Source organism: Agarivorans albus, from assembly GCF_019670105.1.
Lineage (GTDB): Bacteria > Pseudomonadota > Gammaproteobacteria > Enterobacterales > Celerinatantimonadaceae > Agarivorans > Agarivorans albus.
In genome coordinates this window covers 1,901,539-1,924,935 of the sequence record NZ_AP023032.1, presented here as the reverse complement: position 1 = coordinate 1,924,935, position 23,397 = coordinate 1,901,539, and the positions used below count along the sequence as shown (strand labels likewise).

Below are 23,397 nucleotides of genomic sequence, written 5' to 3'. Positions count from 1 at the left end.
GGACAGGATGGCAACAATTAATGACTAAAGGTTTTTAAAAAAATGCTTATTTTTTAGAAATTTATTTTTGCCATGGTATAAACTTATTTTAGCGCTTCATGAAATCTTTTGTTTCCAAATTCTATCTTTTATAGAGATAGCTTGTATTTAGGAGGCCTAGGCCATGAGTATTTTTGACCACTATCAACAGCGTTACGAGCAGGCTCAAGAAGAAGAGTTATCCCTCGACCAGTTTTTAACACTTTGTAAAGAACAACCAAGCACTTACGCCAGTGCAGCAGAACGCCTTTTGCTCGCCATTGGCGAGCCAGAAATGGTGGATACCTCAAAAGATCCACGCCTAAGCCGGCTTTTCTCCAACCGTATTATTGCTCGTTATCCCGCCTTTAAAGAATTTTACGGGATGGAAGACAGTATTGAACAAATTGTCTCTTATTTAAAACACTCTTCTCAAGGCCTTGAAGAGCGCAAGCAAATTCTTTACTTGTTGGGTCCAGTAGGCGGTGGTAAATCATCCTTAGCCGAAAAGCTGAAAGCCCTTATGCAACAAGTACCTATCTACCGCTTAAAAGGCTCACCAGTAAACGACCATCCATTCTGTCTGTTTGACGCTAACGAAGATGGCAACATTCTAGAAAAAGAATACGGCATTAGTAAGCGCCATTTAAAAACCATTATGTCTCCCTGGGCAGCCAAACGTTTAAATGAATACGGTGGGGATATTACTAAGTTCAAGGTGGTTAAATGTTACCCATCTATCATCAACCAAATTGCGATAGCTAAAACAGAGCCCGGCGATGAAAACAATCAAGATATTTCATCCCTAGTGGGTAAAGTAGACATTCGTCAATTAGAACACTTTGCGCAAAATGACCCCGATGCCTACAGCTACTCAGGCGCACTATGTAGAGCTAACCAAGGTTTAATGGAGTTTGTTGAGATGTTTAAAGCGCCTATTAAGGTGCTACACCCTCTACTCACCGCCACCCAAGAAGGTAACTTCAACGGTACCGAAGGGCTCTCCGCAATTCCCTTCGAAGGCATTATTTTAGCTCACTCAAATGAATCCGAGTGGCAAAGCTTTAAAAACAACAAAAACAACGAGGCCTTTTTAGACCGCGTTTATATTGTAAAAGTGCCTTATTGCTTACGAGTAAGCGAAGAGATAAAAATTTATCAAAAACTACTGGATAATAGTGAGTTAAACACAGCCAAATGTGCTCCTAGCACCTTGGAGTTATTATCGCAGTTTTCAGTCTTATCGCGGCTTAAAGACCCAGAGAACTCAAGCATCTATTCAAAAATGCGAGTTTACGACGGTGAAACACTTAAAGACACCGATCCTAAAGCCAAGTCTTATCAGGAGTATCGTGATTTTGCTGGGGTAAATGAAGGCATGGAGGGTTTATCTACCCGTTTCGCCTTTAAGATACTATCGCGAGTGTTTAATTTTGATACCACCGAGGTGGCGGCTAACGCAGTGCATCTGTTCTACGTGCTTGAACAACAAATAGAGCGCGAGCAATATAGCCAAGAAGTGGCAGACCGCTACTTAGAACACTTAAAAGGCTACTTGATCCCTAAGTACGTCGACTTTATCGGCAAAGAAATTCAAACCGCTTATTTAGAGTCGTACTCAGAATACGGACAAAACATATTTGACCGCTACGTTATTTACGCCGACTTTTGGATTCAAGACCAAGAGTATCGCGATCCTGATACTGGCCAGCTATTTGACCGCGCAGCACTCAATGCTGAGCTAGAAAAAATAGAGAAACCCGCGGGTATTAGTAACCCTAAAGATTTTCGTAATGAAATCGTCAACTTTGTACTCCGCGCTCGTGCGGGCAATGACGGCAAAAACCCTAACTGGACTAGCTACGAAAAACTTCGCACAGTTATCGAGAAGAAAATGTTCTCGAATACCGAAGACTTGCTACCTGTTATTTCATTCAATACTAAAACCTCCGCCGACGACCAACAGAAACACGATGATTTTGTTGCCCGAATGATGGAGAAAGGATACACCCGCAAACAAGTGCGCTTGTTGTCGGAATGGTATTTACGCGTTCGTAAATCGTCTTAGATTTGATGGAGGGCGCCTATGGCTCATTTTATCGATCGACGTTTAAATGGTAAGAATAAAAGCGCGGTGAACCGCCAGCGCTTTATTCGCCGCTATAAAAGCCAAATTAAACGCGCAGTAAACGATGCGGTTAATCAGCGCAGTATCCAAGACTTGGAGAACAGCGAAAGCATAAGCATTCCTCATAAAGATATTACCGAGCCCTTTTTTCACCAAGGTGAAGGGGGGCATCGCCAACGCACTCTGCCTGGTAACGATCAGTTTGGAACAGGCGACAAAATAGAACGCCCTCCCGGAGGAGAAGGAGCAGGCGGACCAGGTGATGGTGAGGCCAGTGACCAAGGCGAAGGCACCGAAGAATTTCAATTTAACATTTCCAAAGACGAATACCTTGATATTCTATTTGACGATTTGGAGCTACCCAATCTTCAAGAAACAGACGTAGATAGCATTGTTGAATACCGCACCGCCCGCGCCGGCTTTACCAACGACGGGGTGCCAGCCAATATAAATATTGTGCGCTCTTTACAAAACTCGCTAGCGCGACGAATGGCGATGGGAGGAGACAAGCGCAAACGCTTGCGTGCATTGGAACAACAACTTGAACAAAGCCAATCAGACTCGCAAGTTCCACATAGCGAGATTGAAGCGATAAAAGCAGAAATCGAGGTATTAAAACGCAAACTTTCGAACATCCCATTTATCGATACCTTCGATCTTAAATTTAATAACTTTGCTAAACACCCAGTACCAAGCAGCCAAGCGGTGATGTTTTGTTTAATGGATGTCTCTGGCTCTATGGACCAAGCCACCAAAGACATTGCGAAGCGTTTCTACTTACTGCTCTATCTATTTTTGACCCGCAGTTACGAAAAAATCGAGGTAGTGTTTATTCGCCACCACACTCAAGCTAAAGAAGTTGATGAGCATGAATTTTTCTACTCTCAAGAAACCGGTGGCACCATTGTTTCTAGCGCACTTAACTTAATGGATAAGATTATTGAAGAGCGCTACCCGCAAAACCAATGGAACATATACGCAGCACAAGCTTCCGACGGCGATAACTGGGCAGATGATTCACCCAAGTGTCGCGCATTACTGGAGAAGACCCTGCTACCTCTAAGTCGTCATTACGCTTACATTGAAATAACCAGCCGTGCCCACCAAAGCTTGTGGCACGAATACGAACAACTCAGTGAAATTTTCCCTAACTTCTCTATTCGTCATGTGAAAAATGCCGAAGAAATATTGCCGACATTTAGAGACCTCTTCAAAAAAGCCACTGCGTGAGGCCCTTATGAGCAAAACAAAGATGTTGCCCGATGGACCAGATTGGACCTTTGAAATGCTTGAGCTTTATCATCAAGAAATTGAGAAGGTTGCACAACACTATCAATTAGATACCTATCCTAATCAAATTGAAGTAATTACCGCCGAACAAATGATGGATGCCTATTCCAGCGTAGGTATGCCGATTGGTTATCACCACTGGTCCTATGGCAAAAAATTCATCCAAACTGAACAAACCTACAAGCGCGGCCAAATGGGCTTGGCCTACGAAATTGTTATTAATTCAGACCCTTGTATTGCTTACTTAATGGAAGAAAACACCATGCCAATGCAGGCTTTAGTTATTGCCCATGCCTGCTTTGGCCACAATAGTTTTTTCAAAAACAATTACCTGTTTAAAACTTGGACCGATGCCAGCTCAATTATCGATTATCTGGTGTTTGCCAAAAACTACATTAGCAAGTGCGAGGCTCGCCATGGTGTACAAGCGGTTGAAGACTTGCTTGACTCTTGCCACGCTCTAATGAATTACGGTGTCGATCGATACAAGCGCCCTAGCCCAATTTCAATGGAAGAGGAAAAGTCTCGCCAAGATGCTCGAGCAGAGTACTTACAGAGCCAAATCAATGAGCTGTGGAAAACCATTCCAACCAAGGAAGATCCAAACGTAGAAAAGCGTCAGCGTTTCCCCGCCTCACCAGAAGAAAACATTCTCTACTTCATCGAAAAACATGCCCCCTTATTGGAGACTTGGCAGCGAGAAATTGTTCGCATAGTAAGAAAAATTAGTCAGTATTTTTACCCTCAAAAACAAACTCAAGTAATGAATGAAGGATGGGCTACGTTCTGGCATTACACTATCACCAATCATATGTTCGACCATGGACAAGTGAGTGAGCGTTTTATTCTTGAAATTTTACACAGCCATACCAGCGTAGTAATGCAACCGGCATATAACAGTCCATATTTTAACGGGATAAACCCTTACGCGCTGGGTTTCGCTATGATGACCGATATCCGTAGAATATGTGAGTCGCCCACCGATGAAGACCGCAAGTGGTTCCCCGATATCGCAGGCAGTGATTGGCTTCAAACCCTACACTTTGCTATGCAAAACTTTAAGGATGAAAGTTTTATTAGCCAGTACTTATCGCCTAAGGTAATACGTGACTTAAAACTGTTCACCCTCGATGATGACGAAAACAAGCCCTACTTAAAAGTTAAAGCCATTCATGATGACCATGGCTACCAACAAGTGCGCGAAGCGCTAAGTGCTCAATACAATCTAAGTAACATTGAACCGAATATTCAAGTTCATAACGTAAATCTTCGTGGAGACCGTTCACTTACCTTACGCTACGTCCCTCATCAAGGCATTCCACTAGGCAAAAGCAAAGATGAGGTGATTAAACACCTTCATCGCTTATGGGGCTTTGATGTGATTCTCGAGCAAAGTGACTATGCAGGCGGCGCACAAGAAATCGCCCGCTGCCCAGCACAAGAATAACAATGCTGTTTATAAAAAAAGGCCACCATATGGTGGCCTTTTTTATTTAGAGTGAATTTAGAACAACGCTTTGTTCAGCATTAAGTGGCAAACAATAGAGGCGGCATAACCTAAGGCAATAACCGGTGCCCAGCGCAGGTGGCTAATAAAGGTATAGTGGCCTCTAGCTTGCCCCATTAACGCAACCCCCGCCGCAGAGCCAATTGATAACATGCTACCTCCAACCCCTGCGGTCAACGTCACCAATAACCATTGGCCTAAGGACATTGCTGGCTCCATGGTGAGAACGGCAAACATAACTGGGATGTTATCTACAATGGCACTTAATACCCCAACGGCAATATTGGCATAGGTTGGATCCCAATTTAAGTACATGGTGTTAGATGCCATTTCTAGGTAACCAATAAATCCAAGACCACCAACACAAACGACTACACCGTAGAAGAACAGTAAGGTGTCCCACTCGGCCCGCGCTACCCGGTTAAAAATATCAAAGGGCACGACACTGCCTAAGGCTTTTAATCGGGCATCATCACGATGAGAAATCGCATCAACGGCTTTTTTATGCAAGCTAGACGCAAGTGTTTTGCGCAAGAAGAAACCAAAGAACTGTAAGTAACCTAAGCCCATCATCATGCCCATTACCGGTGGCATGTGGAACAAACTATGCCCCATTACAGCAGTAGCAATTGTTATTAAAAACAAACCTACAATTCGTCTTGCGCCGCGTTTTAATTCAACTTCTTCGTGTTCTGCTTCTACTGCTTCAGCAGAAACAAACATCGACATGATAAAGGCAGGAATAACAAAATTAACAAATGAAGGGATTAACAAATCGAAGAACTGACCAAAAGTAACCAAACCTTTTTGCCAAACCATCAAGGTAGTAATATCACCAAAAGGACTAAATGCGCCACCAGCATTAGCACCAACAACAATATTGATACACGCTAGGTTAATAAATCGGCTATTTCCTTGTGCTACTTTAGTTACCACCGCACACATAAGTAACGCAGTGGTAAGGTTATCGGCCACCGGCGAAATAACAAAGGCTAAGCAGCCCGTTAACCAAAACAACTTACGATAACTCAGTTTTTTACTAACCAGCCAAGCCCGCAATGCATCAAATAAGCGTCGTTCCTCCATTGCATTGATGTAAGTCATCGCCACCAACAAGAACAGCATTAACTCTGAAAACTCCAGTAAGTTATGGCGAAAGGCATCGGTTACCAGCTCTTCGTGACCAGAGCCGCGGTAATAAATAGCAATCAAAAACCAAATTAAGCCTGCGGCGACCAGCACGGGTTTCGATTTTCTTAGATGAATAACCTCTTCACTCATCACCAATAAGTAAGCAATGGCAAAAATGACTAAGGCACTATAGCCCACCCAAGACGAGGTTAAGCTCAAGCCATCAGCGGCATAACTAGCAGAAGAAAAAAACAACAATAGCAGAGGCAACAATATACGCATTAAATCCCACTCCTTAGGCGAATGCTCATTTGTTTTAGATTGATAAAGATTTCGTTCTAGCGTCCGTAGCTTAGGGCGCTGGCACTTCGATGATTGTTCATTGCATTTTCAGCTTTGCTTATTAGTGCCTCAATATTGTTGGCAGTGCCATCTACGCAAGCCACCCCCAACCGAGAGCCAAGTTCTAACTCATCAAGATAGTTGAGCCAAAATTCGCTACCTAAAGCATCGTGGATCCGTTCTGCAGTATCCAAAGCTTGGTACAAGCTAGATTCAGGTAAACCAATAACAAACTGATCTTTTTCGCAACGCGCTAACAAGTCAACTTTGCGTACCTTCGATTGTAAAAAATTCGCTAGTTTAACCAATAGCTTATCAGCTTCATCAGCGCCTAATTTATCACGGTATCGACTAAAATGATTGACGTTAATCAAAACAATAGAATAGGCATTCTGATAACGAGAGGTACGTTCAATTTCTATCTCAGAAAACTGTTTAAAGCGGGCAAAGTTAGCACAGCCAGTCAGCTCATCAGTATCGATAGATTGCTTAAACAAAGGTAGGTTTTCGCTACTTGGCTGTTCTTTCTCTTGAAACAAATCTAAGCCTTGTTCATGAGTATAGCGATGACGCCACAAGGCATGACAAAGACAAACGATAATACATACCAATAAACAGTTCACTAAGGCATTTGGCAGCTCGACATAAGGCCAATTTTGTACTTGGCTTGCGTTTAAGGGCTCAACACCACTCAAAGTGAGCAAAGTAGCAACAACTATCAACATAACTGCGAGCAAGATAGGTAAATAGAAACAAATAAACAGTACTGGTAGGCTGTACACTAACCAATCAGGAACAGCACTAAACTGCAGCTCCCCTCCACCATGCATTAAAGCGAAGATTAAAGTGAAATGAATCACTGCATGGCCAGCTAACAAGGCATGGGCTGAGCGAGCCGTCACCAACTTTAAACCACGCCAAGTAAGCAACATTTGATAACAAAACCAAACACTTAATGCTAAAGATGCGCCTATATTGGCTTGTTGCCACCAAGCAGCAAGTACACCCGATTGAAAAAGATAGGAAATAACACACAAGCAATAGAGCGATTGAACCCAAAAGAGATGTTGGCGCTGTTGTTGCCACTGCCAGTTAGCAAATTGCCGCTCTTGGCTAGAGGAAGAAAAGCCCATAAATACGCTTTTCCACGCTTGCATAACTTGTGGCTGTTGCATCTTTCCTTTAACTCCTGTTGTTAAATCAAAGAGAACACCGATATAAGCTAGTTTAGATTTGCGCCTAGGGCTACAATATCGGCTTTAATTGCCAAACAAAGAATCATTGTGACTTCACTTAAGCATACTCGCTATCGACAGTTTTTCCCGTCATTAAACGGTACTAATCAGCCATTTGCATACCTTGATAGCGCAGCTTCAACTCAAGTCCCTGAAGTTGTCTTAAAAGACATTGAACAATATTACCGCCAAGGTCATGCCAATGTACATAGAGCAAGTCATAGCTTTGCTCGACATGCCACCAATGCCTTTGAATTAGCAAGGAAAACACTTGCAGAATTTATTGGTGCCAAGGCGCAAAATATTATTTGGACCAGCGGAACAACTCAAGCTGCCAACCTATTGGCAGATGGCCTCGCCCATTTAGTTGATGAAGGCGACGAAATTTGGGTTAGCGAGCTCGAACATCACTCAAACCTAGTACCTTGGCAGCAACTAGCCCTTAAGCGTAAGGCGAATCTAAAAGTAATTCCTGTACTAGACAATGGTGATATAGATTTAGCTTACTTTCGCCAGCAACTTAGCGACAAATGTAAAATTGTTGCCGTTGCCCACGTATCAAACAGTATTGGTGCTATGCAACCAATTCCTGAATTATCTAGGCTAGCCCACCAGTTCGGCGCAAAAATAGTGGTGGATGGCGCACAAGCTGTAGCTCACTTAGACGTCGATGTTAATCGCTTAGCTTGTGACTATTACTTGTTTTCTGGACACAAGTTATATGGGCCAACAGGCATAGGCGCTCTATATGGAAGCGAAGAAGCCTTAGAGCTGCTCGAGCCCAGCATGTTTGGTGGAGAGATGATAAGTAAGGTGTCTTTTGAAGCTAGCACTTGGAACAGTCTTCCTTATCGCCTAGAAGCGGGGACCCCAAACATAGCTGGGGCAATAGGTTTGGCCTCAGCCATTAAGTTCTTAGCACAGTTCCCTTTAAAAGAGCGTCTTAGTCACGAGCGCCAATTATTAGCTTATGCGCTACAGCAGCTTAAACAGCACCCCAAGGTTGAACTGGTTGGTGAACCGATGATGAGAGTTGGCTTAATTGCCTTCAACTTGCAAGGTGTTCACCCTCAAGATGCTGCCACCCTATTTGACCAATACAATGTTGCTTTGCGCTGTGGCCATCATTGCGCAATGCCCTTGAGCAGTCGTTTGTCTCCAGAAGGCAGTATTCGTTTGTCACTTGGCTTATATAACAATCAACAAGATATTGACCAAGCGATAGAAGCAATTGATAAAATTATGGAGTTGTTTGGTGAATAGAGCACCCCAAGTTGAACTAAACATAGAACAGATTGAACAGCGCTTTGTTAATTGTAAGTCTTGGGAAGAGCGTTACCGCCAACTGCTGCTGTTAAGCAAAGTACTGGGCCCGATGGACTCTCAATACCAAACACAAGAAAACTTAGTACAAGGCTGCGAAAGTAATGTGTGGCTGTATTATGCCAATAAGCAGCTACTGATTGATAGTAATGCGAAAATCATCAAGGGTTTACTGGTAATCATGCTAGCCTGCTTCGCGCAGGATGCTGAAAACACTCAAATAACATTTAGCCAAACTTTAGAAAAGCTTGGCTTAGCGCATCATTTAAGTGAATCGAGAAACAATGGAATAACGGCGATATTGCAGACAATCGCAAAGTTGAGCTAAGCGGTTACTCTTCGCTAGGAATGGTATAAGTGCGGCGTTTTTTGGTTTTAATCACAACTTTTGATTTAGCACCGCCTTCTTCCATCACCGCCCTATATTCACTTCTAGGCACTGGTTTAGCTTGGGGTACTGGCTTGGTAGCTGCAGGTGGACGGCTCGTTACACTATAGGTAAATCCACAATCACGACAGGCCATTAATGCTGGTTTATGGCCACCGCAAGATGGACATTTTTGATTAGAGCTCACTACTGGTTCCTATTTCTTTCTATGGGAAATTTAGTTTATTGCTTAAGTGTATTTGATCATCTGCAATTAATCACAACAAATTAAACATTTAATGATCCGGTTAGCTATTTACTTAGATTTATCGCTAGTTTATTCGCTGTTTTGCTCTGTCAGATGCTCAATAAACCATTCCCCTGCAGGCCCAAGAGCTTGACTCCAAACCACTTCAATTGGCCACTCAAAGTCATCCACAATAAAATCTCGTTCTAACTCAACCAGTTGATTATTGGCAATGTAGGTTCTAGCTAAAGGCTCGGGGAACAAACCAAAGCCAACGCCATTAAGCAACAGCTGCTTAAATTGGTACATTCTTGAACAATTAACCACCTGAGAACTAAGGCGCACTGACTCAGCTAAATCTTCAGTAATAAAGTTAGACACAGCAGGAGTTATTTGAATTTGCGAAAGGAGATCTTGAATAGATAAAGCATGTTTTATCTTGGCAAGCGGATGGCTTGGCGCGCAAACACACAACCATTTAATTCGGCCAATCATAACACTCTCTACTCCGCGTCGCGGGATAAGTTCAGCAGGAGTAATAAGAATGTCTACCTCGCCACCTTCACCAAAATTATGGGAGTCGAACTCATCTACATCAATGATCTTCACATTTAACTGCGGAAACTTAGCTAACAAGCTCTTTATCGCCTCTCCATACTCTGGAAAAAAGCTATAACCCGATACGCCAATGGTTAATTTGTCTTCAATCCCTTCATGGTAAGACTGAGCTTTCTTCTCCATAGCTTGTAAGCGTGGAACAATCTCCAAAGCCTGAACGTAAAGCGTGCGCCCTACGTCGGTTAAGGTTGGCGCTTGGCCAGAAACACGATCAAAAAGTCGAATATTTAAATCCAACTCCATGTTTTGAATCAATTGGCTCACTGCTGAAGGGCTTACCCCCAGTTTACGTGCGGCTGCTGAGAAAGAACGCGTCTCAGCTACTGTCACCAAATAAACTAAACGCTCGGGAGTAATATGCATGCAGTACCTAGGAACAATGCTTTGTTTTTATTGATTAAATGTTAGCACTAGCAGTTTGCTTTTCCCAGCGGTCAACTACTTAATTGTTTGGCTATAAAACTCACTAATGTATTTTCCGCCTTTAATATTGGCAATAATACGTAACTTATAGCTATCTCCCTGGTTAGGGATCAATTCGCGTAATTCGGTGGGGCTTCTCCAGTAATAAGGGCTATCACTCATGCCTAGTGGGTAAGCGGTCACTACATTTGCACTACTTACAATAAAGAAGGTGGCACTATCTAAAGGAAAGGTAGAATTAACCGTGGTTGTTCCTGCTTCATCACTAATATTGAGCTGAAAATCACCGGATTCAAGAATACACTTTTGGTTAATAATGTCGCAGTGACCATAGGTACTTAGCTGGAAAACGCGCTCTTTTTCTGCATCATGCTCCAAATAAATATCAGATGCGATATAACCGCCAATTGCCAAAAACGGCATCACTAACATAGCCAACTTAGTGTGTCTGTTCATTGTTACTTCCTGTAATCAACCTTATTGAGTGATGCTAACCAAGTTCACTCTTTAACACTATCATATTGAAAATTAATTATTTTTACCAAGTTCCACCGCAAAAAAAGGCTCCCTCTAGGGAGCCTTTTGCTTACTAGGGATTAGTTCAATTCAAGCTTAATGATCGTGAGCTGCGCCTGCACCATGTGGTACACGGAAGTTATCAACCATATCTTGAATATGCTGTGGAGCAGGACCGGTTACTTTACATACTGCGAAGGCAACACCAAAGTTAACCAAAGCACCTACTACACCAAAGGCATTTGGCGAGATACCCAAGAACCAGTTTGGTCCCATATCACCTAAGAATGAAGTACCAGGGATAAACATAATGCCTTTATGTTGGAATACGTAAAGCATTGTTACACCAATACCTGAGCACATACCAGCTACCGCAGCGGTACCACTCATTTTCTTAGCAAAGATACCCATCATCAACGCTGGGAAGATAGACGAAGCGGCTAGACCAAAGGCCAGTGCAACGGTACCTGCGGCAAATCCAGGCGGATTTAAACCGAGATAACCGGACACCAAGATGGCAAGTGTCATCACTATTCGCCCTGCCAGCAACTCATTCTTATCTGAGAGGTTAGGCGTGAGCACCCCTTTCATTAAGTCGTGAGATATCGAGGATGAAATAGCCAACAACAAACCAGCAGCGGTTGAAAGCGCAGCCGCCAAACCACCAGCAGCTACTAATGCAATTACCCAGTTAGGTAGGTTAGCAATAGCTGGGTTAGCAAGTACCATAATGTCGCGGTCTACTTTCACCATCTCATTGGTTTCTTTATCAGCAACATATTGGATTTTGCCGTCACCGTTCTTATCTTCAAACTTCAGCAGACCAGTGTTTTCCCAATCTTTGAACCACTGTGGACGTTCGTCATATACCAAGTTATCACCAGCTTCTGGAACAATAGTGTTCATTAAGTTGAAACGAGCCATGGCACCTACAGCTGGCGCTACAGTGTACAAAATAGCAATGAACACTAAAGCATAACCAGCAGAAGAGCGGGCCGCTTGAACAGTAGGAACAGTAAAGAAGCGCATGATTACGTGAGGTAAGCCTGCAGTACCAATCATTAGTGACAAGGTATAGGCAAACATGTTTAGAGTGCCGCCTAGATTGTCGGTTGTGTACTCTTTAAAGCCAAGATCGGTAACTACCATATCTAGCTTATCGAGTAAGTAAACACCGCTGCCATCAGCCAGGGTACTACCCAAACCAATCTGCGGAATCGGATTACCGGTTAACTGCAGTGAAATAAATACGGCAGGAATGGTGTAAGCAAAAATTAGTACACAATATTGAGCAATCTGGGTGTAAGTAATCCCCTTCATGCCGCCTAATACCGCGTAAACCCAAACTACAAACATGCCAATGTATAAGCCCATATCGTACTCAACTTCTAAGAAGCGAGAGAAGGCAACACCAACACCTTTCATTTGGCCGATAATGTAAGTAAGCGATGCGATAATCAAACACAATACCGCAACAATACGCGCACCTTTTGAGTAGTATCTATCGGAGATAAACTCAGGTACCGTAAACTTACCATGCTTACGCATATAAGGGGCTAGTAACATTGCTAGCAGCACATAGCCACCGGTCCAGCCCATTAGAAAAACAGAACCACCATATCCTAGGAAGGCAATTAAACCCGCCATAGAAATGAACGAAGCTGCACTCATCCAGTCAGCACCAATTGCCATACCATTTTGGATAGGCGTAACACCACCACCAGCAACGTAGAAGTCACTGGTAGAGCCTGCTCTAGCCCACCAAGCAATGGCGAAGTACAGGCCAAAGGAGCCAAATACAGCGATATAAGTATAGAGTTTTAACTCGTCCATTTATGACTCCTCAACATGGTATTTTTTGTCGAGCTTATTCATTTTGGCGGTATACCAAAAAATCAAAGCCACAAAGGTATAAATAGAGCCCTGTTGTGCAAACCAAAAGCCCAGTTTATATCCGCCTAAGCGAATTTCATTTAGCGGCTCAACGAGAAGTAAGCCAAAACCAAATGAAACCACAAACCATATGACGAGACAGGTAAATATTAGGCGCAAGTTTTCTTGCCAATATGTAGTCTGTTCTTCCATGATATTTCTCCAAGCAAGCTATAAAAGCTTCGCAATTTTGTGCCAATAAATATGTAAACAACATGTTAACGGCCGAACAAATCATTAAGTTTTTATCTGCGGCTAGTGGAATAGATGCACATATAAACTCAATTCAAGCCTATCGAAGAAAAAGTTAACAAACGATTAACAGACTAGGTATTAATCTTTAGTCTAAAGTCCCTAAATACAAGTAAAAATTGAGATCTAGACGCAGGAATTCAACACTTAAAGAAGCAATAGAGGGATACGGTGAATAATTAAAGAAGGCTCAAGAAAACAAAGCTAAGCAGAAAAAAGCCTGAATAGACAGGCTAGGCAAGTTTTAGTTAACAGTTTGTTAACTACACACAAAAATCCAATTCAGAAATATCAACCGGATTCTCTTTAGAAGAAATTTCAGCGTAACTATCGTCGGCAAACGATAGTTCTTGACCATCATCTAATACAATAAAGTATGAAAGACTCACTGGATCAACACGCAACTCCCCTTGCAGAAAACAACCACTGTTAAATACAACCGTAGTATCCGGTTTTGAATAGAACATGGCGTTAACCCTAGGGCCAAAATTAACTAAGGCAATTATTACCAAAAAGGATATGGTTACCCACTTCATCTTAAGTCTCGTGCAAAAAAGAAAGGATTGTAGCAGGTCTACACACAGTGGCGAGTTGACCAAGAATAATTAGTGGTATTTCGATAATAAAAAAGGCATTGCTAGGAAAAGTGCAATGCCTTTTGTTGGCAACAACAAGCGGCTTCTGCTTATTGCAAAACTTCTAGTTTTGTAAAAAGCTATGAATAACTTAGAGCCCTAGTTGCTGTTACTTGGCTAGAAGTAATATCGAGCTTGTATCGACATCTCGTCTTGTTTTTTATCTGCACCTAATGCGTCTTTATTTTCTAGACCAAACTTATACTCTAGAGCCAAAAGAACTTGGCCGGGCTTCCACCCCACTCCACCTACGGCATAACTCAACTCACCCTGACTACCACTGGTTTTGTCTTCTAAACCGTTGTAGCCAGCGTAAACATGGTAAAGCCCACCATCTATTTTGTAGAAACCAATCAATTCTATACCGTTGGCCTTATCAGCAAGGGTGCTAAATTTACGGCTCAAGTTTTCATACTCGCCATAAGTGCCCGCTAAATAGTACATGTCAGACTCATACACCGCACCTGCTAACCAAGAAGTAGCCTTATCTTGGTCTGCAGCCCCTACATAACCCGCTTTAGTATTGTCATAGCCATTGGCAGCGTATGCCGCACCAATAGATAAACCAAAGTCGAAGTCATACTTGCCGCTTAGCTGGTAACCATAGTCTCTAGCTGAAGCATCTTTCTCAAACTGATATTGAGCTGCTAAGCCAAAGCCGCCAACAGATTTGCGATAGACAAGGGCTTCATCGGCACGCCCCATGCCCGACTCATCGCCACCATTTCGACCATCATACGTACCCGACGCATCACCACCAAACTTCCAAAATTGATCGGTCCACACAGCAATATCATAATAAGCCGACCACTGCTTGCCGACTCTAATTTCGCCAAAACCATCGTTATTGAAATAGATGTTACCTAAGCGGTTACTAAACAATGGATCTTCTTCACTTGAGCCTTCGGTTGGGTTAAAACCCCACTCTAACTGCGCACCCGCAATCCAGTTTTGCACCATCTCATGTTCAAAAGCAAAACGGATCCGCGAGGTCTTATTCTGTAACTCAAATGACTTGTCTTTATCTCCATAGCCCGCTTGATAAAATGCCTCTATCCCTAAGTACCCACCTATACTTACGTTAGTTTTACCATTTTCATAAATAGTAGCGGCCGAAACGCTACCTGCCATTGCACTAAGTGCAAGCCCTGCAATTACCTTATTCATGGTTTACTCCTTGGTTTGAGTTTTTTCATTAACTCTTAACAATTGGGGAACAAAAGTGTGCTAACAGTTAAAGCCCCCAAAATTCAGCGTAGTAACAAACCCAAAAATAACCAGTTAACTAATTGGAAGCATAAAATAGCGGAATAGTTATTAGTCGTTAATATCAGCAACTAAAGTAACAAAAACGTCAAAAAACAATATTTACTAACAGGTTTGAGCTAATTCCCCCTATTAAGCCCTAAAGTTCCTGGAAAAAATTCTTGCCACTTATTAACAATTAACTAGTATTCATAGCCTTACTGAGGAGGGATGGGTGAAAACGAGTAAACGTTTGACAGCAATTAACCAACGCGTGATAAAGCACTACCAAGATATATGGGATTGCTGTTGCGACCACGGTTTATTAGGCGCAGAGCTGGTAAAACGCAACAGTGCCAGCTGTGTGCACTTTGTTGATTGCGTGCCACAAATATGCCAGCAACTAGAGCAACAACTGCAGCAGCACCTTGCCTATTCATCATCTAGCTTAACCAGCCCGTGGCAAGTACATTGCCAAGACGTAGCACAACTAAAACTCGGTAAAAATGGTAATCAATTAGTTATAATCGCGGGAGTTGGTGGCGAACTATGCATTCAATTGCTAAAGGGGATACTAGAACACAACCATGCAGTGGAGTTTGAATTGATTATTTGCCCAGTACATTATCAATATGAACTTCGACAGTTTTTGCAGAGCAATGGCTTTGGTTTAATTAATGAACAGCTAATAGAAGAGAACCGCCGCCATTACGAAATACTGCATCTTTCTACCACCGCCAACTCATCAATCCACCATGTAGGTGACACAATGTGGGACTTGTCTAAACCCGAACATAGAGCCTACTTGAACAAAACCATTGCACATTATCGCCGTATGGGCGGAAAGACGGTTCATCCAGCTCTGCGAGCCTATGAATCATTGCAAGACCATAGCTTGCTAGATAACAGCTAAATCAACACGCCATTTAATAAAGATAAAATATTTAAATCTAATATTGATCTACAAAGCAACATTTTGAGTCGCCTATGCTAGAATCGCTCGCTTTTGTGCAGTGCTACCCGTTCACTGCTACAGTAAGCCTTAAATAGAACAAGCGATCATTGCATGAAATTTCCTGGCCAACGTAAATCCAAGCACTATTTTCCTGTTGAATCTCGAGACCCCTTAACCAACGAGCTCAATCCAGTGATTAGCCCCAAACACACTCATATAACTGGCATTGATCAAACCTTGGTGGATATCGAAGCGCACGTTGACCAGGCATTTATAGACCGCCACCAACTTGTTAAAGGCAATTCCTTGCTCATTGATGACTTAGCGGCTCAAACGCTATATCAAGAGCTACAAGATAAACAGCTTATTACTGCCGAGTTTGCCGGTGGCACTATCGGCAATACCTTGCACAACTACTCTACCCTAGCCGATGGTCGCTCGGTGATGTTTGGAGTAATGAGTCAAAACATCACCATTGGTGATTACGCCTATCGTTATTTATGCAATACCTCTTCGCGCGTAGATCTCAATTACCTGCAAGCGGTAAACGGTCCAGTAGGGCGATGCTTTACCTTAATTAGCGATTGTGGTGAACGCACCTTTGCTATCTCAAAAGGCCACATGGATAAACTTACTCCAGAGTTTATTGACGAAAAATTAGTAAAAACAGGCGCGGCCCTCACGCTCACGGCTTACCTTATGCGGGCTGGAGACGACCCCATTACTCAAGCTGCTATGCAAGCCATAGAGTATGCCCACCAAGCAAACGTACCCGTAGTGCTTACGTTGGGCACCCGCTTTTTAATCGAAGATGATCCTAAATGGTGGCAACAGTTTATTAGCGAACATGTCACGGTATTGGCAATGAACGAAGAAGAAGCAGAAGCCTTAACCGGTGAGAGTGACGTATTACTCGCCTGTGAAAAGGCTCTAGAGTGGTGTGATCTTATTTTGTGTACGGCTGGCTCACGAGGCTTATTTATGGCCGGTTACACCGATGAAGCCTTCAAACGAACCACCAGTCATACTCTGCTGCCAGGAGCCATCCCAGAATTCAACCAATATGAGTTTTCACGCCCAATGTTAAAAACCGATTGTGAGCAAGCGCTGAAAGTTTACTCGCATATTGCGCCATTTATGGGCGGACCAGAAAAAATCACCAATACCAACGGCGCTGGAGATGGGGCTTTATCTGCTCTTCTCCATGATATGGCTGCCAATGTATTTCACCGGAGTAATGTTGAGCAATCGAGTAAACACCGCTTTGAAGCACTTAGTTACTCTTCGTTTGCGCAAATTTGTAAATACGCCAACCGCGTGAGTTACGAAGTATTGGCCCAGCATAGCCCTCGCCTTTCACGTGGGCTACCAGAGCGTGAAGAAAGCTTAGAAGAAGCTTATTGGGAGCGCTAAATCTAAACTGAACGAGGCCTACTAATAGGCCTCGACGTTTACGTTATTTCCGCATTACCTAACAAATAGCGATGATAAAACTCATCTTTAGGTACCGGCTTCGCAAAGATATATCCCTGCAAATAATCACAGGCTACGTTTAACACATGCTGACGCTGTTGTTCAGTTTCCACCCCTTCTGCAACTACTTTTAGCCCCAAATGATGAGCCATAGTCACAATGGCTTTAACTAACGCTACGCTGTCGTTGTCAGTGGTTAAGTGTTGAATAAACGAGCGATCTATTTTTAACAAATCGATATCTAATTGCTGTAAATAAGACAAAGAAGAATAACCAACGCCAAAGTCATCAATTGCCACATCAAACCCGCGTTGTTGCAGACGAGAGAGCTGATCTTTAATGGAGTCATCAGTGGTCATCAAAACATTTTCGGTAATCTCAATCATAATGCTGTGAGCCGGTAATTCGTGTAGCGCAATGGCATGGATCCAATCATCTATCCACTTACCACCATCATTAAACTGCGAAGGCGAGGTATTTACGCTAATTTGAATATCATCCAGCCCCTGCTTATACCATTGTGACACGGTGGCAACAGTTTGCTGCATTACCCATTGGCTAAGCTCGCGAATTAGCCCTGCTTCTTCCGCAACATGAATAAATTCTTCTGGCCCCACCACCCCGCGCTGTGGATGGTTCCAGCGCAATAGTGCTTCTGCCTTTTTCACCCCGCCTTCTTCTGTCTCGAACTTGAGTGAAGTTATGGGCTGATAATAGAGTTCGAACTGTTCTTCTTCTAAAGCGGTACGCAGCTCTTCTAACAAACGCCGTTTCTGCTGAGCTTCCACCTGCATGTCTGAGGAAAAGAACTGATAGCAGTTTCGACCCCGGCTTTTAGATACATACATCGCTTGGTCAGCATGTTTTACCACGGCTTCCACGCTATCACCGTCTAGTGGGGAAAAAGCGATACCTATACTGCCACTAACATGAGCGGCTTCTTGTTTAATTGTGAAACGTTTCGCCAAACCTTGTAATACGGTTTCTGCAATATTGGCAACTCGCGCTTGTTCGTTTACCCCTTCAATCACAATGGTAAACTCATCACCACCAAGGCGAGCCACGGTATCTTGCTCGCGCACACAGCGTAGGATCCGCTGCCCAGCTTGACTTAACAATACGTCACCATAATCATGACCCAAGGTATCGTTAATCTCTTTAAAGCCGTCTAAATCAATAAAGATCAGCGCAAATTCAATTTTCTCTTTAACTAATGTATGGAGTTTTTCGTAGAAAAAGTGGCGGTTAGGCAAACCGGTAAGACCGTCGGTGTAGGCATATTGCAATAGCTGCTGATTTGCTCCCTCAAGCTCTTGGGTTCGCAGCCTTACTTGCTTCTCCAACATACGCTCACGCAGTTCAATCGTCTCTAACATGCCGTTAAAGCACTCGGTAAGGTTGGCTACTTCATCGTCGCTAGATTGCTGAGCGCGCAAACTATAATCATTGGATGCCGTTACGCGCTCGGCAACATCCGACAAGTGTAATAAGGGACGCAAAAAACCACGTTTTAGAAACAGTGAAAAAGACAAACTTAAGCCAAACGTAATCACCAACAGCACGGCCAAAAACTGACCATAAAATCCAATTCGTTGGTCTATGTAACTGTCATTAGCCAATACCGTAAGCGCACCATAAACTTGCTCATCAAGAATAAGTAAACTGCTTACCTCTATCAGTTCGTCGGCTTCTTCTGCTAACTCTTCTTGGTAGTTATCACTTTCTACCACCGCTAAATTTTGCTGCTCGGTATCGGTAATGGCTGCTCTGATTACGCCTTCACGTAATAACAATGATGAAATCATCTCCTGCATGGCATCTCTGTCATCAAACAACAAAGCGGCTGTGATGTTAGGCGACAAGGTATCGGCTATGTTTTGTAAGCTTTGGGTCTGCTCTCGCTTGGCACTCACAAACTCGTAAGCACTTAACACCACCGTTACCATGGCGGCAGAAAAAATCGCCATACTCATCAAAATGACTAGCAGCTTTTTACTCATGGTATTTATGCTAAGAAAAGACATCTCTACTGCTCCTCCTTAACAACGCGACTCAATCTCAATACCTTTGAGCTCATGGTTATATCGGCCTTTTTAAGTTCTTCGGGGGCGACTTCGAAACGGATTTTTCCAGCTAATAAGAAGAAGCGAATGTGCCCTCCTTGATGAATAAAATCAGGAGTTTCCCCAACCAACATGGTGTGAGGCAATAAAGCTCTGTCTACAGTTAGCCAGGTTTTTCTATAGGCAGCGGGGACAAACAGTAAGTTACATTGATTTATCGATAACGAATCCAACTCAACTAGGCTCACCCGTATTTCTAATTCATGAATGCGCTGCTTATGGAGCACCCAACTAGCGGTATCGACAAACTCAATGTCTGGGCTACACAGCTTAAAATAACCCAATGGTTTAGCTAAACCTTGCCATTCACTATAACGCGCAAAATTAAACATAAATCCAGCCTTTAAGGCTGCTTCTTTATCAGCAGCACTTACTTCACTAGCAAGGCCCAATATAGCCAAGGTAATGACTAGCTTAACAAAGCGCCCTATTGCCAACACTGGCTAAAACTCCGCCATAAATCGTAGCACGACACTTTGCTCGATATAGTTTGGAACGGTAAAGGTTTCAGAGGTGTTGTTGTATTCTAGGTGACTACCAGCTAATAAATTTTTGCCTGTTAATGACAGCGAACTATGAGGCATTAGCTGCCAAGCCCAACTTAGATCTAGCGCATCATAATCATCTACTGAATAAGCATCGCTGTTAATGGAGCGGAACAATGCAAAAAAGGAATGCTTCTTAAAAGGTTGCCAGCCAGTCTTGGCAAAAATCTGTTTGCTGTCAGAGTCATATCCTATAGCAGGCTGAGTATTTTCTTGTAAGCGATAGCGATAAGCCATTTGGCTGTATCCTAGTTCGGCGCGAAAACTCGCACTTGGTCGCCAAGCAACTAGCGCTTCACCACCTTTAACGTTTAAATCAGCATTAGATGCAACGTCAAATTCAAGCACTGTGCTTTGTAAAGCTTGCTGCGCCTCGATGATTTTACCCTGTGCTAACAAAGCTGCAATTTGATCCAAGTTGGCACTGTCTGGATTAGGCTGCACGGCAAAAACATCTTTGGATTGCGTATGAAATAAGGCTAGGTCGAATGACCAATCTTGTTTGCTAAAACGGTAACCCAGTTCGTAAGAAAGGGACTTTTCTGGCTCAACTTGTTGATTGCCGTTTAATACCGTGCGCACGTGGTAACTATCAATGGCGTCGATACCGGTTTGAAAATACTCGCCAACACGCGTGCCATTAATAGCAGAATCGTAATCAAACTCTGCCAACGATGGGATCCGCACGCCTTGCGATATGGCACTCCAAAGTACATGCTCGTTATTGGGCTGCCAAGTTATACGTGCGACCGGCTGATGCTCCCAACCGGTAAAACTGTTGTGTTCAGACTTGTTACCAAAACTTAAATTTAACTGCTCAGGAATAAGCGTAAATTGCAGCTGTAAAAAAGCGCCATATTGCTCTAAACGGTCGATATCTTCGTCACTACTAATAATGTAGTTTTCTTCAAAAGGTAAATAGCTATTACGGTAGTTTAAACCCCAATCAAGTTGGGTAGCCCCCCACAAGCTATTCATTTGATAATCAATATCCAATGTTTGAAATCGTTCTTCTAAATATAGCTGTTTACCATTTTGAACAGCCCACGAAGCTTGCAACATTTGGTTAGAAGAGCCAGATAGTCGGTGCTCTGCCCGCGCCATAATACGCCCGTCATCACGCTCAAAGCGCTCGGCATATAGGGTGTTTTGGTTTGTGGCTAAAGATAGAGCTTTAAGATTTTGCCCCATATCTGTATGGGTATAACTGAGCTGGGTAAGAATAGACAAATCATCATTAGGCGCAAAATCAAAACGTGCACCAATGCTTTGTTGTTTGGCTTCATCATTAGCGGGTAGCGACTTACCCGTTTTGGCCGCGTCAGAGTCTCGCACGCTACCATAGATGCGGTAGCTACCGGTGGAGCCAATATTTCCACCGTGGCGCAGCCCTACATCATAATTTAGTTGGTCACCACTGCTTACTTGCACCAAGGTTTCGCGCGTGTCTAAACTATTTTTGGTGATAATATTAATCACCCCATTGGTAGCATTGCTGCCCCACAACAAGCCACCTTGACCTCGAATAACTTCAATACGCTCAATGTCATAGAGAGGTACATCTAAGGTTTCCCAATAAACCCCAGCAAAAGATGGGTTATAAACGCTTTGCCCATCCACCATTACCAATAATTTACTGGTATAACGGCCAGCAACACCACGCGCAGTAATAGCCCACTGATTACTGTCTAGCTGCCGCACTTCTAAACCCGGTACCAACTTTAATGTTTCTGCCACCGATACCGCACCCGATGCGCGAATGTCTTCCTTGCTTAGTACATATAATGATGCCGCGGTGGTAAACGCTGATTGAGCACGTTTCATCGCAGATGTTGCTTGCACATCTGTAGCCATTAACGATTCTAAATCCAAATTAGGCAAGGGTTCAGCTGCTGCAAAGCTGTAATTAGCCATACATAGCGACCACAAAACACCAGCTGAATACTTCAACTACACCACTCCTTGGGCTTTTAATCTATCCTTGATAACTGAAACAAAAAGCTCGACACGAAATTGGGCGTGAGAACAGAATAAAACTCTGAGCAATTCTTCAGCAAAAATTAGTGACATTTATCTCATAGAAAACAGGCGAGGTAAACTACAAACTGATCTTAGGTATTCGTCTTAGGATTAACTAAATATCTGATTTATAGTTTAAATACTAAATTCTTCTAGGAACTGAACAGCTTGATTTCGTCCAGTTTTCTTGGCGTGATATAAAGCATCGTCGGCGCGCTGCAATACACTATCGCAATTGCTGTCGGTCACTTCTATGCTACTCACCCCTAAACTAACCGTAACATCAACCTGATGATTTAGTGTGGTGAAGGTGTATTCTTCAATTGCTATTCTTATCCGCTCGGCGCTGCGTAGAGCTTCTGATGTTTTAGTATTGGGAAGTAAAATGGCAAACTCTTCACCGCCCATTCGCGCGCAAATATCCACCTCACGGAGTTGGGTACAAATCTGCTGATACACTTGCTTAAGCACTCTGTCACCACAAGGGTGACCATATTGATCGTTGATTCTCTTAAAGTTATCAATGTCTAACATGATTAAGCTGCAATCAAGAAAGTGACGGTGAAAGGTTTGGTAATGATTCGCTAAACTTTCAAAGAAACGACGGCGGTTAAACGCACCGGTTAACTCATCGGTTTCACTAAGTCTACGCAGTTGTTGCTCTAGCTTGTAGCGCTCATTAATATTGCGCGCCGCCCAAACCACTGCTCGCTGACCATCTATAAAAGAGTTTAAGGGCAGAATGCGAGCTTCAAACCAATGCTCTCTTTCTAATTTGGCGCTTTCACAGTTAGGTAAACGAATATCGTCCGGTGAAATGGCGTACTCCGAAACACGCAAGCGCTGCTCAAAAATACTATTGCGTATTTGTTGTAAGAACCATTTAGCTTTTTCTTCGCTAAATACATCAGATACAAAGCGACCGGTTAATAACCGGCTGCTTGAGAACTCATGAGCCTCTTGATCACCCAAATGAGCAATACAATAACCATCTTCGGTAAATACCAATGTGGAATCGGGAAATGCTGCAACAATCTCCAACAGCTGTGGAGTCGATAAATGCATATAATAAG

Annotated in this window: 20 protein-coding genes; 7 read left to right on the top strand and 13 right to left on the bottom strand. The window is 43.1% G+C overall.

Going from position 1 to position 23,397, the window contains the following annotated elements; translation table 11 throughout:
* Nucleotides 1-163: 163 nt before the first annotated feature.
* The 3 genes from K5620_RS08850 to K5620_RS08840 are packed head-to-tail and all read left to right on the top strand — an operon-like array spanning nt 164 to nt 4,883.
* Complete coding sequence (locus tag K5620_RS08850) at nt 164-2,086, top strand: PrkA family serine protein kinase (RefSeq protein WP_016404012.1); 1,923 nt, start codon at nt 164-166, stop codon at nt 2,084-2,086.
* An 18-nt stretch (nt 2,087-2,104) separates the two neighbouring features.
* Nucleotides 2,105-3,376, top strand: coding sequence for a YeaH/YhbH family protein (locus K5620_RS08845; protein ID WP_016404013.1), 1,272 nt, complete (start codon nt 2,105-2,107; stop codon nt 3,374-3,376).
* Between the two features lie 7 nt (nt 3,377-3,383).
* Entirely contained in the window at nt 3,384-4,883 is a 1,500-nt protein-coding gene (locus tag K5620_RS08840; protein WP_221077470.1) for a SpoVR family protein, read from the top strand.
* A gap of 57 nt (nt 4,884-4,940) precedes the next feature.
* On the opposite strand, the gene nhaD is transcribed toward K5620_RS08840, so the two are convergent.
* On the bottom strand, nt 4,941-6,356 hold the full coding sequence (gene nhaD / locus K5620_RS08835; protein ID WP_016400510.1) for a sodium:proton antiporter NhaD: 1,416 nt from the start codon (nt 6,354-6,356) through the stop codon (nt 4,941-4,943).
* Between the two features lie 56 nt (nt 6,357-6,412).
* Entirely contained in the window at nt 6,413-7,591 is a 1,179-nt protein-coding gene (locus K5620_RS08830; protein ID WP_016400511.1) for a GGDEF domain-containing protein, read from the bottom strand.
* A gap of 108 nt (nt 7,592-7,699) precedes the next feature.
* On the opposite strand from K5620_RS08830, the gene K5620_RS08825 reads away from it, so the two are divergent.
* Nucleotides 7,700-8,914, top strand: a complete 1,215-nt coding sequence (locus K5620_RS08825; RefSeq protein WP_016400512.1) for an aminotransferase class V-fold PLP-dependent enzyme — start codon at nt 7,700-7,702, stop codon at nt 8,912-8,914.
* A complete protein-coding gene (locus tag K5620_RS08820; protein WP_016400513.1) occupies nt 8,907-9,302 on the top strand; it encodes a SufE family protein in 396 nt (131 codons plus the stop codon). The genes K5620_RS08825 and K5620_RS08820 overlap by 8 nt, the downstream gene beginning before the upstream one ends.
* A gap of 4 nt (nt 9,303-9,306) precedes the next feature.
* On the opposite strand, the gene K5620_RS08815 is transcribed toward K5620_RS08820, so the two are convergent.
* The 7 genes from K5620_RS08815 to K5620_RS08785 all read right to left on the bottom strand — a co-directional run bounded on the left by K5620_RS08815 (nt 9,307) and on the right by K5620_RS08785 (nt 15,131).
* Nucleotides 9,307-9,549 carry a hypothetical protein gene (locus K5620_RS08815; RefSeq protein WP_016400514.1) on the bottom strand — a complete coding sequence of 81 codons (243 nt, stop codon included), beginning with the start codon at nt 9,547-9,549 and terminating at the stop codon, nt 9,307-9,309.
* A 129-nt stretch (nt 9,550-9,678) separates the two neighbouring features.
* On the bottom strand, nt 9,679-10,569 hold the full coding sequence (locus tag K5620_RS08810; RefSeq protein ID WP_016400515.1) for a LysR family transcriptional regulator: 891 nt from the start codon (nt 10,567-10,569) through the stop codon (nt 9,679-9,681).
* 75 nt (nt 10,570-10,644) lie between these two features.
* The gene (locus K5620_RS08805; RefSeq protein WP_016400516.1) at nt 10,645-11,085 is read right to left on the bottom strand and encodes a hypothetical protein; all 441 of its coding nucleotides are present in this window, start codon (nt 11,083-11,085) and stop codon (nt 10,645-10,647) included.
* A 156-nt stretch (nt 11,086-11,241) separates the two neighbouring features.
* Nucleotides 11,242-12,978, bottom strand: a complete 1,737-nt coding sequence (locus K5620_RS08800) for a sodium:solute symporter family protein (RefSeq protein ID WP_016400517.1) — start codon at nt 12,976-12,978, stop codon at nt 11,242-11,244.
* Nucleotides 12,979-13,230, bottom strand: a complete 252-nt coding sequence (locus K5620_RS08795; RefSeq protein ID WP_040306877.1) for a DUF4212 domain-containing protein — start codon at nt 13,228-13,230, stop codon at nt 12,979-12,981.
* 362 nt (nt 13,231-13,592) lie between these two features.
* Nucleotides 13,593-13,865 carry a hypothetical protein gene (locus tag K5620_RS08790; RefSeq protein WP_040306878.1) on the bottom strand — a complete coding sequence of 91 codons (273 nt, stop codon included), beginning with the start codon at nt 13,863-13,865 and terminating at the stop codon, nt 13,593-13,595.
* 216 nt (nt 13,866-14,081) lie between these two features.
* A complete protein-coding gene (locus K5620_RS08785; RefSeq protein ID WP_016400520.1) occupies nt 14,082-15,131 on the bottom strand; it encodes a porin in 1,050 nt (349 codons plus the stop codon).
* A gap of 313 nt (nt 15,132-15,444) precedes the next feature.
* On the opposite strand from K5620_RS08785, the gene K5620_RS08780 reads away from it, so the two are divergent.
* The gene (locus K5620_RS08780) at nt 15,445-16,122 is read left to right on the top strand and encodes a tRNA (adenine(22)-N(1))-methyltransferase (RefSeq protein WP_016400521.1); all 678 of its coding nucleotides are present in this window, start codon (nt 15,445-15,447) and stop codon (nt 16,120-16,122) included.
* Between the two features lie 153 nt (nt 16,123-16,275).
* On the top strand, nt 16,276-17,577 hold the full coding sequence (locus K5620_RS08775) for an inosine/guanosine kinase (protein ID WP_016400522.1): 1,302 nt from the start codon (nt 16,276-16,278) through the stop codon (nt 17,575-17,577).
* A gap of 38 nt (nt 17,578-17,615) precedes the next feature.
* On the opposite strand, the gene K5620_RS08770 is transcribed toward K5620_RS08775, so the two are convergent.
* The 4 genes from K5620_RS08770 to K5620_RS08755 all read right to left on the bottom strand — a co-directional run bounded on the left by K5620_RS08770 (nt 17,616) and on the right by K5620_RS08755 (nt 23,389).
* Nucleotides 17,616-19,661, bottom strand: a complete 2,046-nt coding sequence (locus K5620_RS08770; protein WP_016400523.1) for a putative bifunctional diguanylate cyclase/phosphodiesterase — start codon at nt 19,659-19,661, stop codon at nt 17,616-17,618.
* 2 nt (nt 19,662-19,663) lie between these two features.
* Nucleotides 19,664-20,200 carry a YfiR family protein gene (locus K5620_RS08765; RefSeq protein WP_016400524.1) on the bottom strand — a complete coding sequence of 179 codons (537 nt, stop codon included), beginning with the start codon at nt 20,198-20,200 and terminating at the stop codon, nt 19,664-19,666.
* 3 nt (nt 20,201-20,203) lie between these two features.
* Nucleotides 20,204-22,255 (bottom strand): TonB-dependent receptor plug domain-containing protein, encoded by a 2,052-nt coding sequence (locus K5620_RS08760; RefSeq protein ID WP_016400525.1) that lies wholly within the window; start codon nt 22,253-22,255, stop codon nt 20,204-20,206.
* A 204-nt stretch (nt 22,256-22,459) separates the two neighbouring features.
* Nucleotides 22,460-23,389, bottom strand: coding sequence for a sensor domain-containing diguanylate cyclase (locus K5620_RS08755; RefSeq protein WP_016400526.1), 930 nt, complete (start codon nt 23,387-23,389; stop codon nt 22,460-22,462).
* Nucleotides 23,390-23,397: the final 8 nt, after the last annotated feature.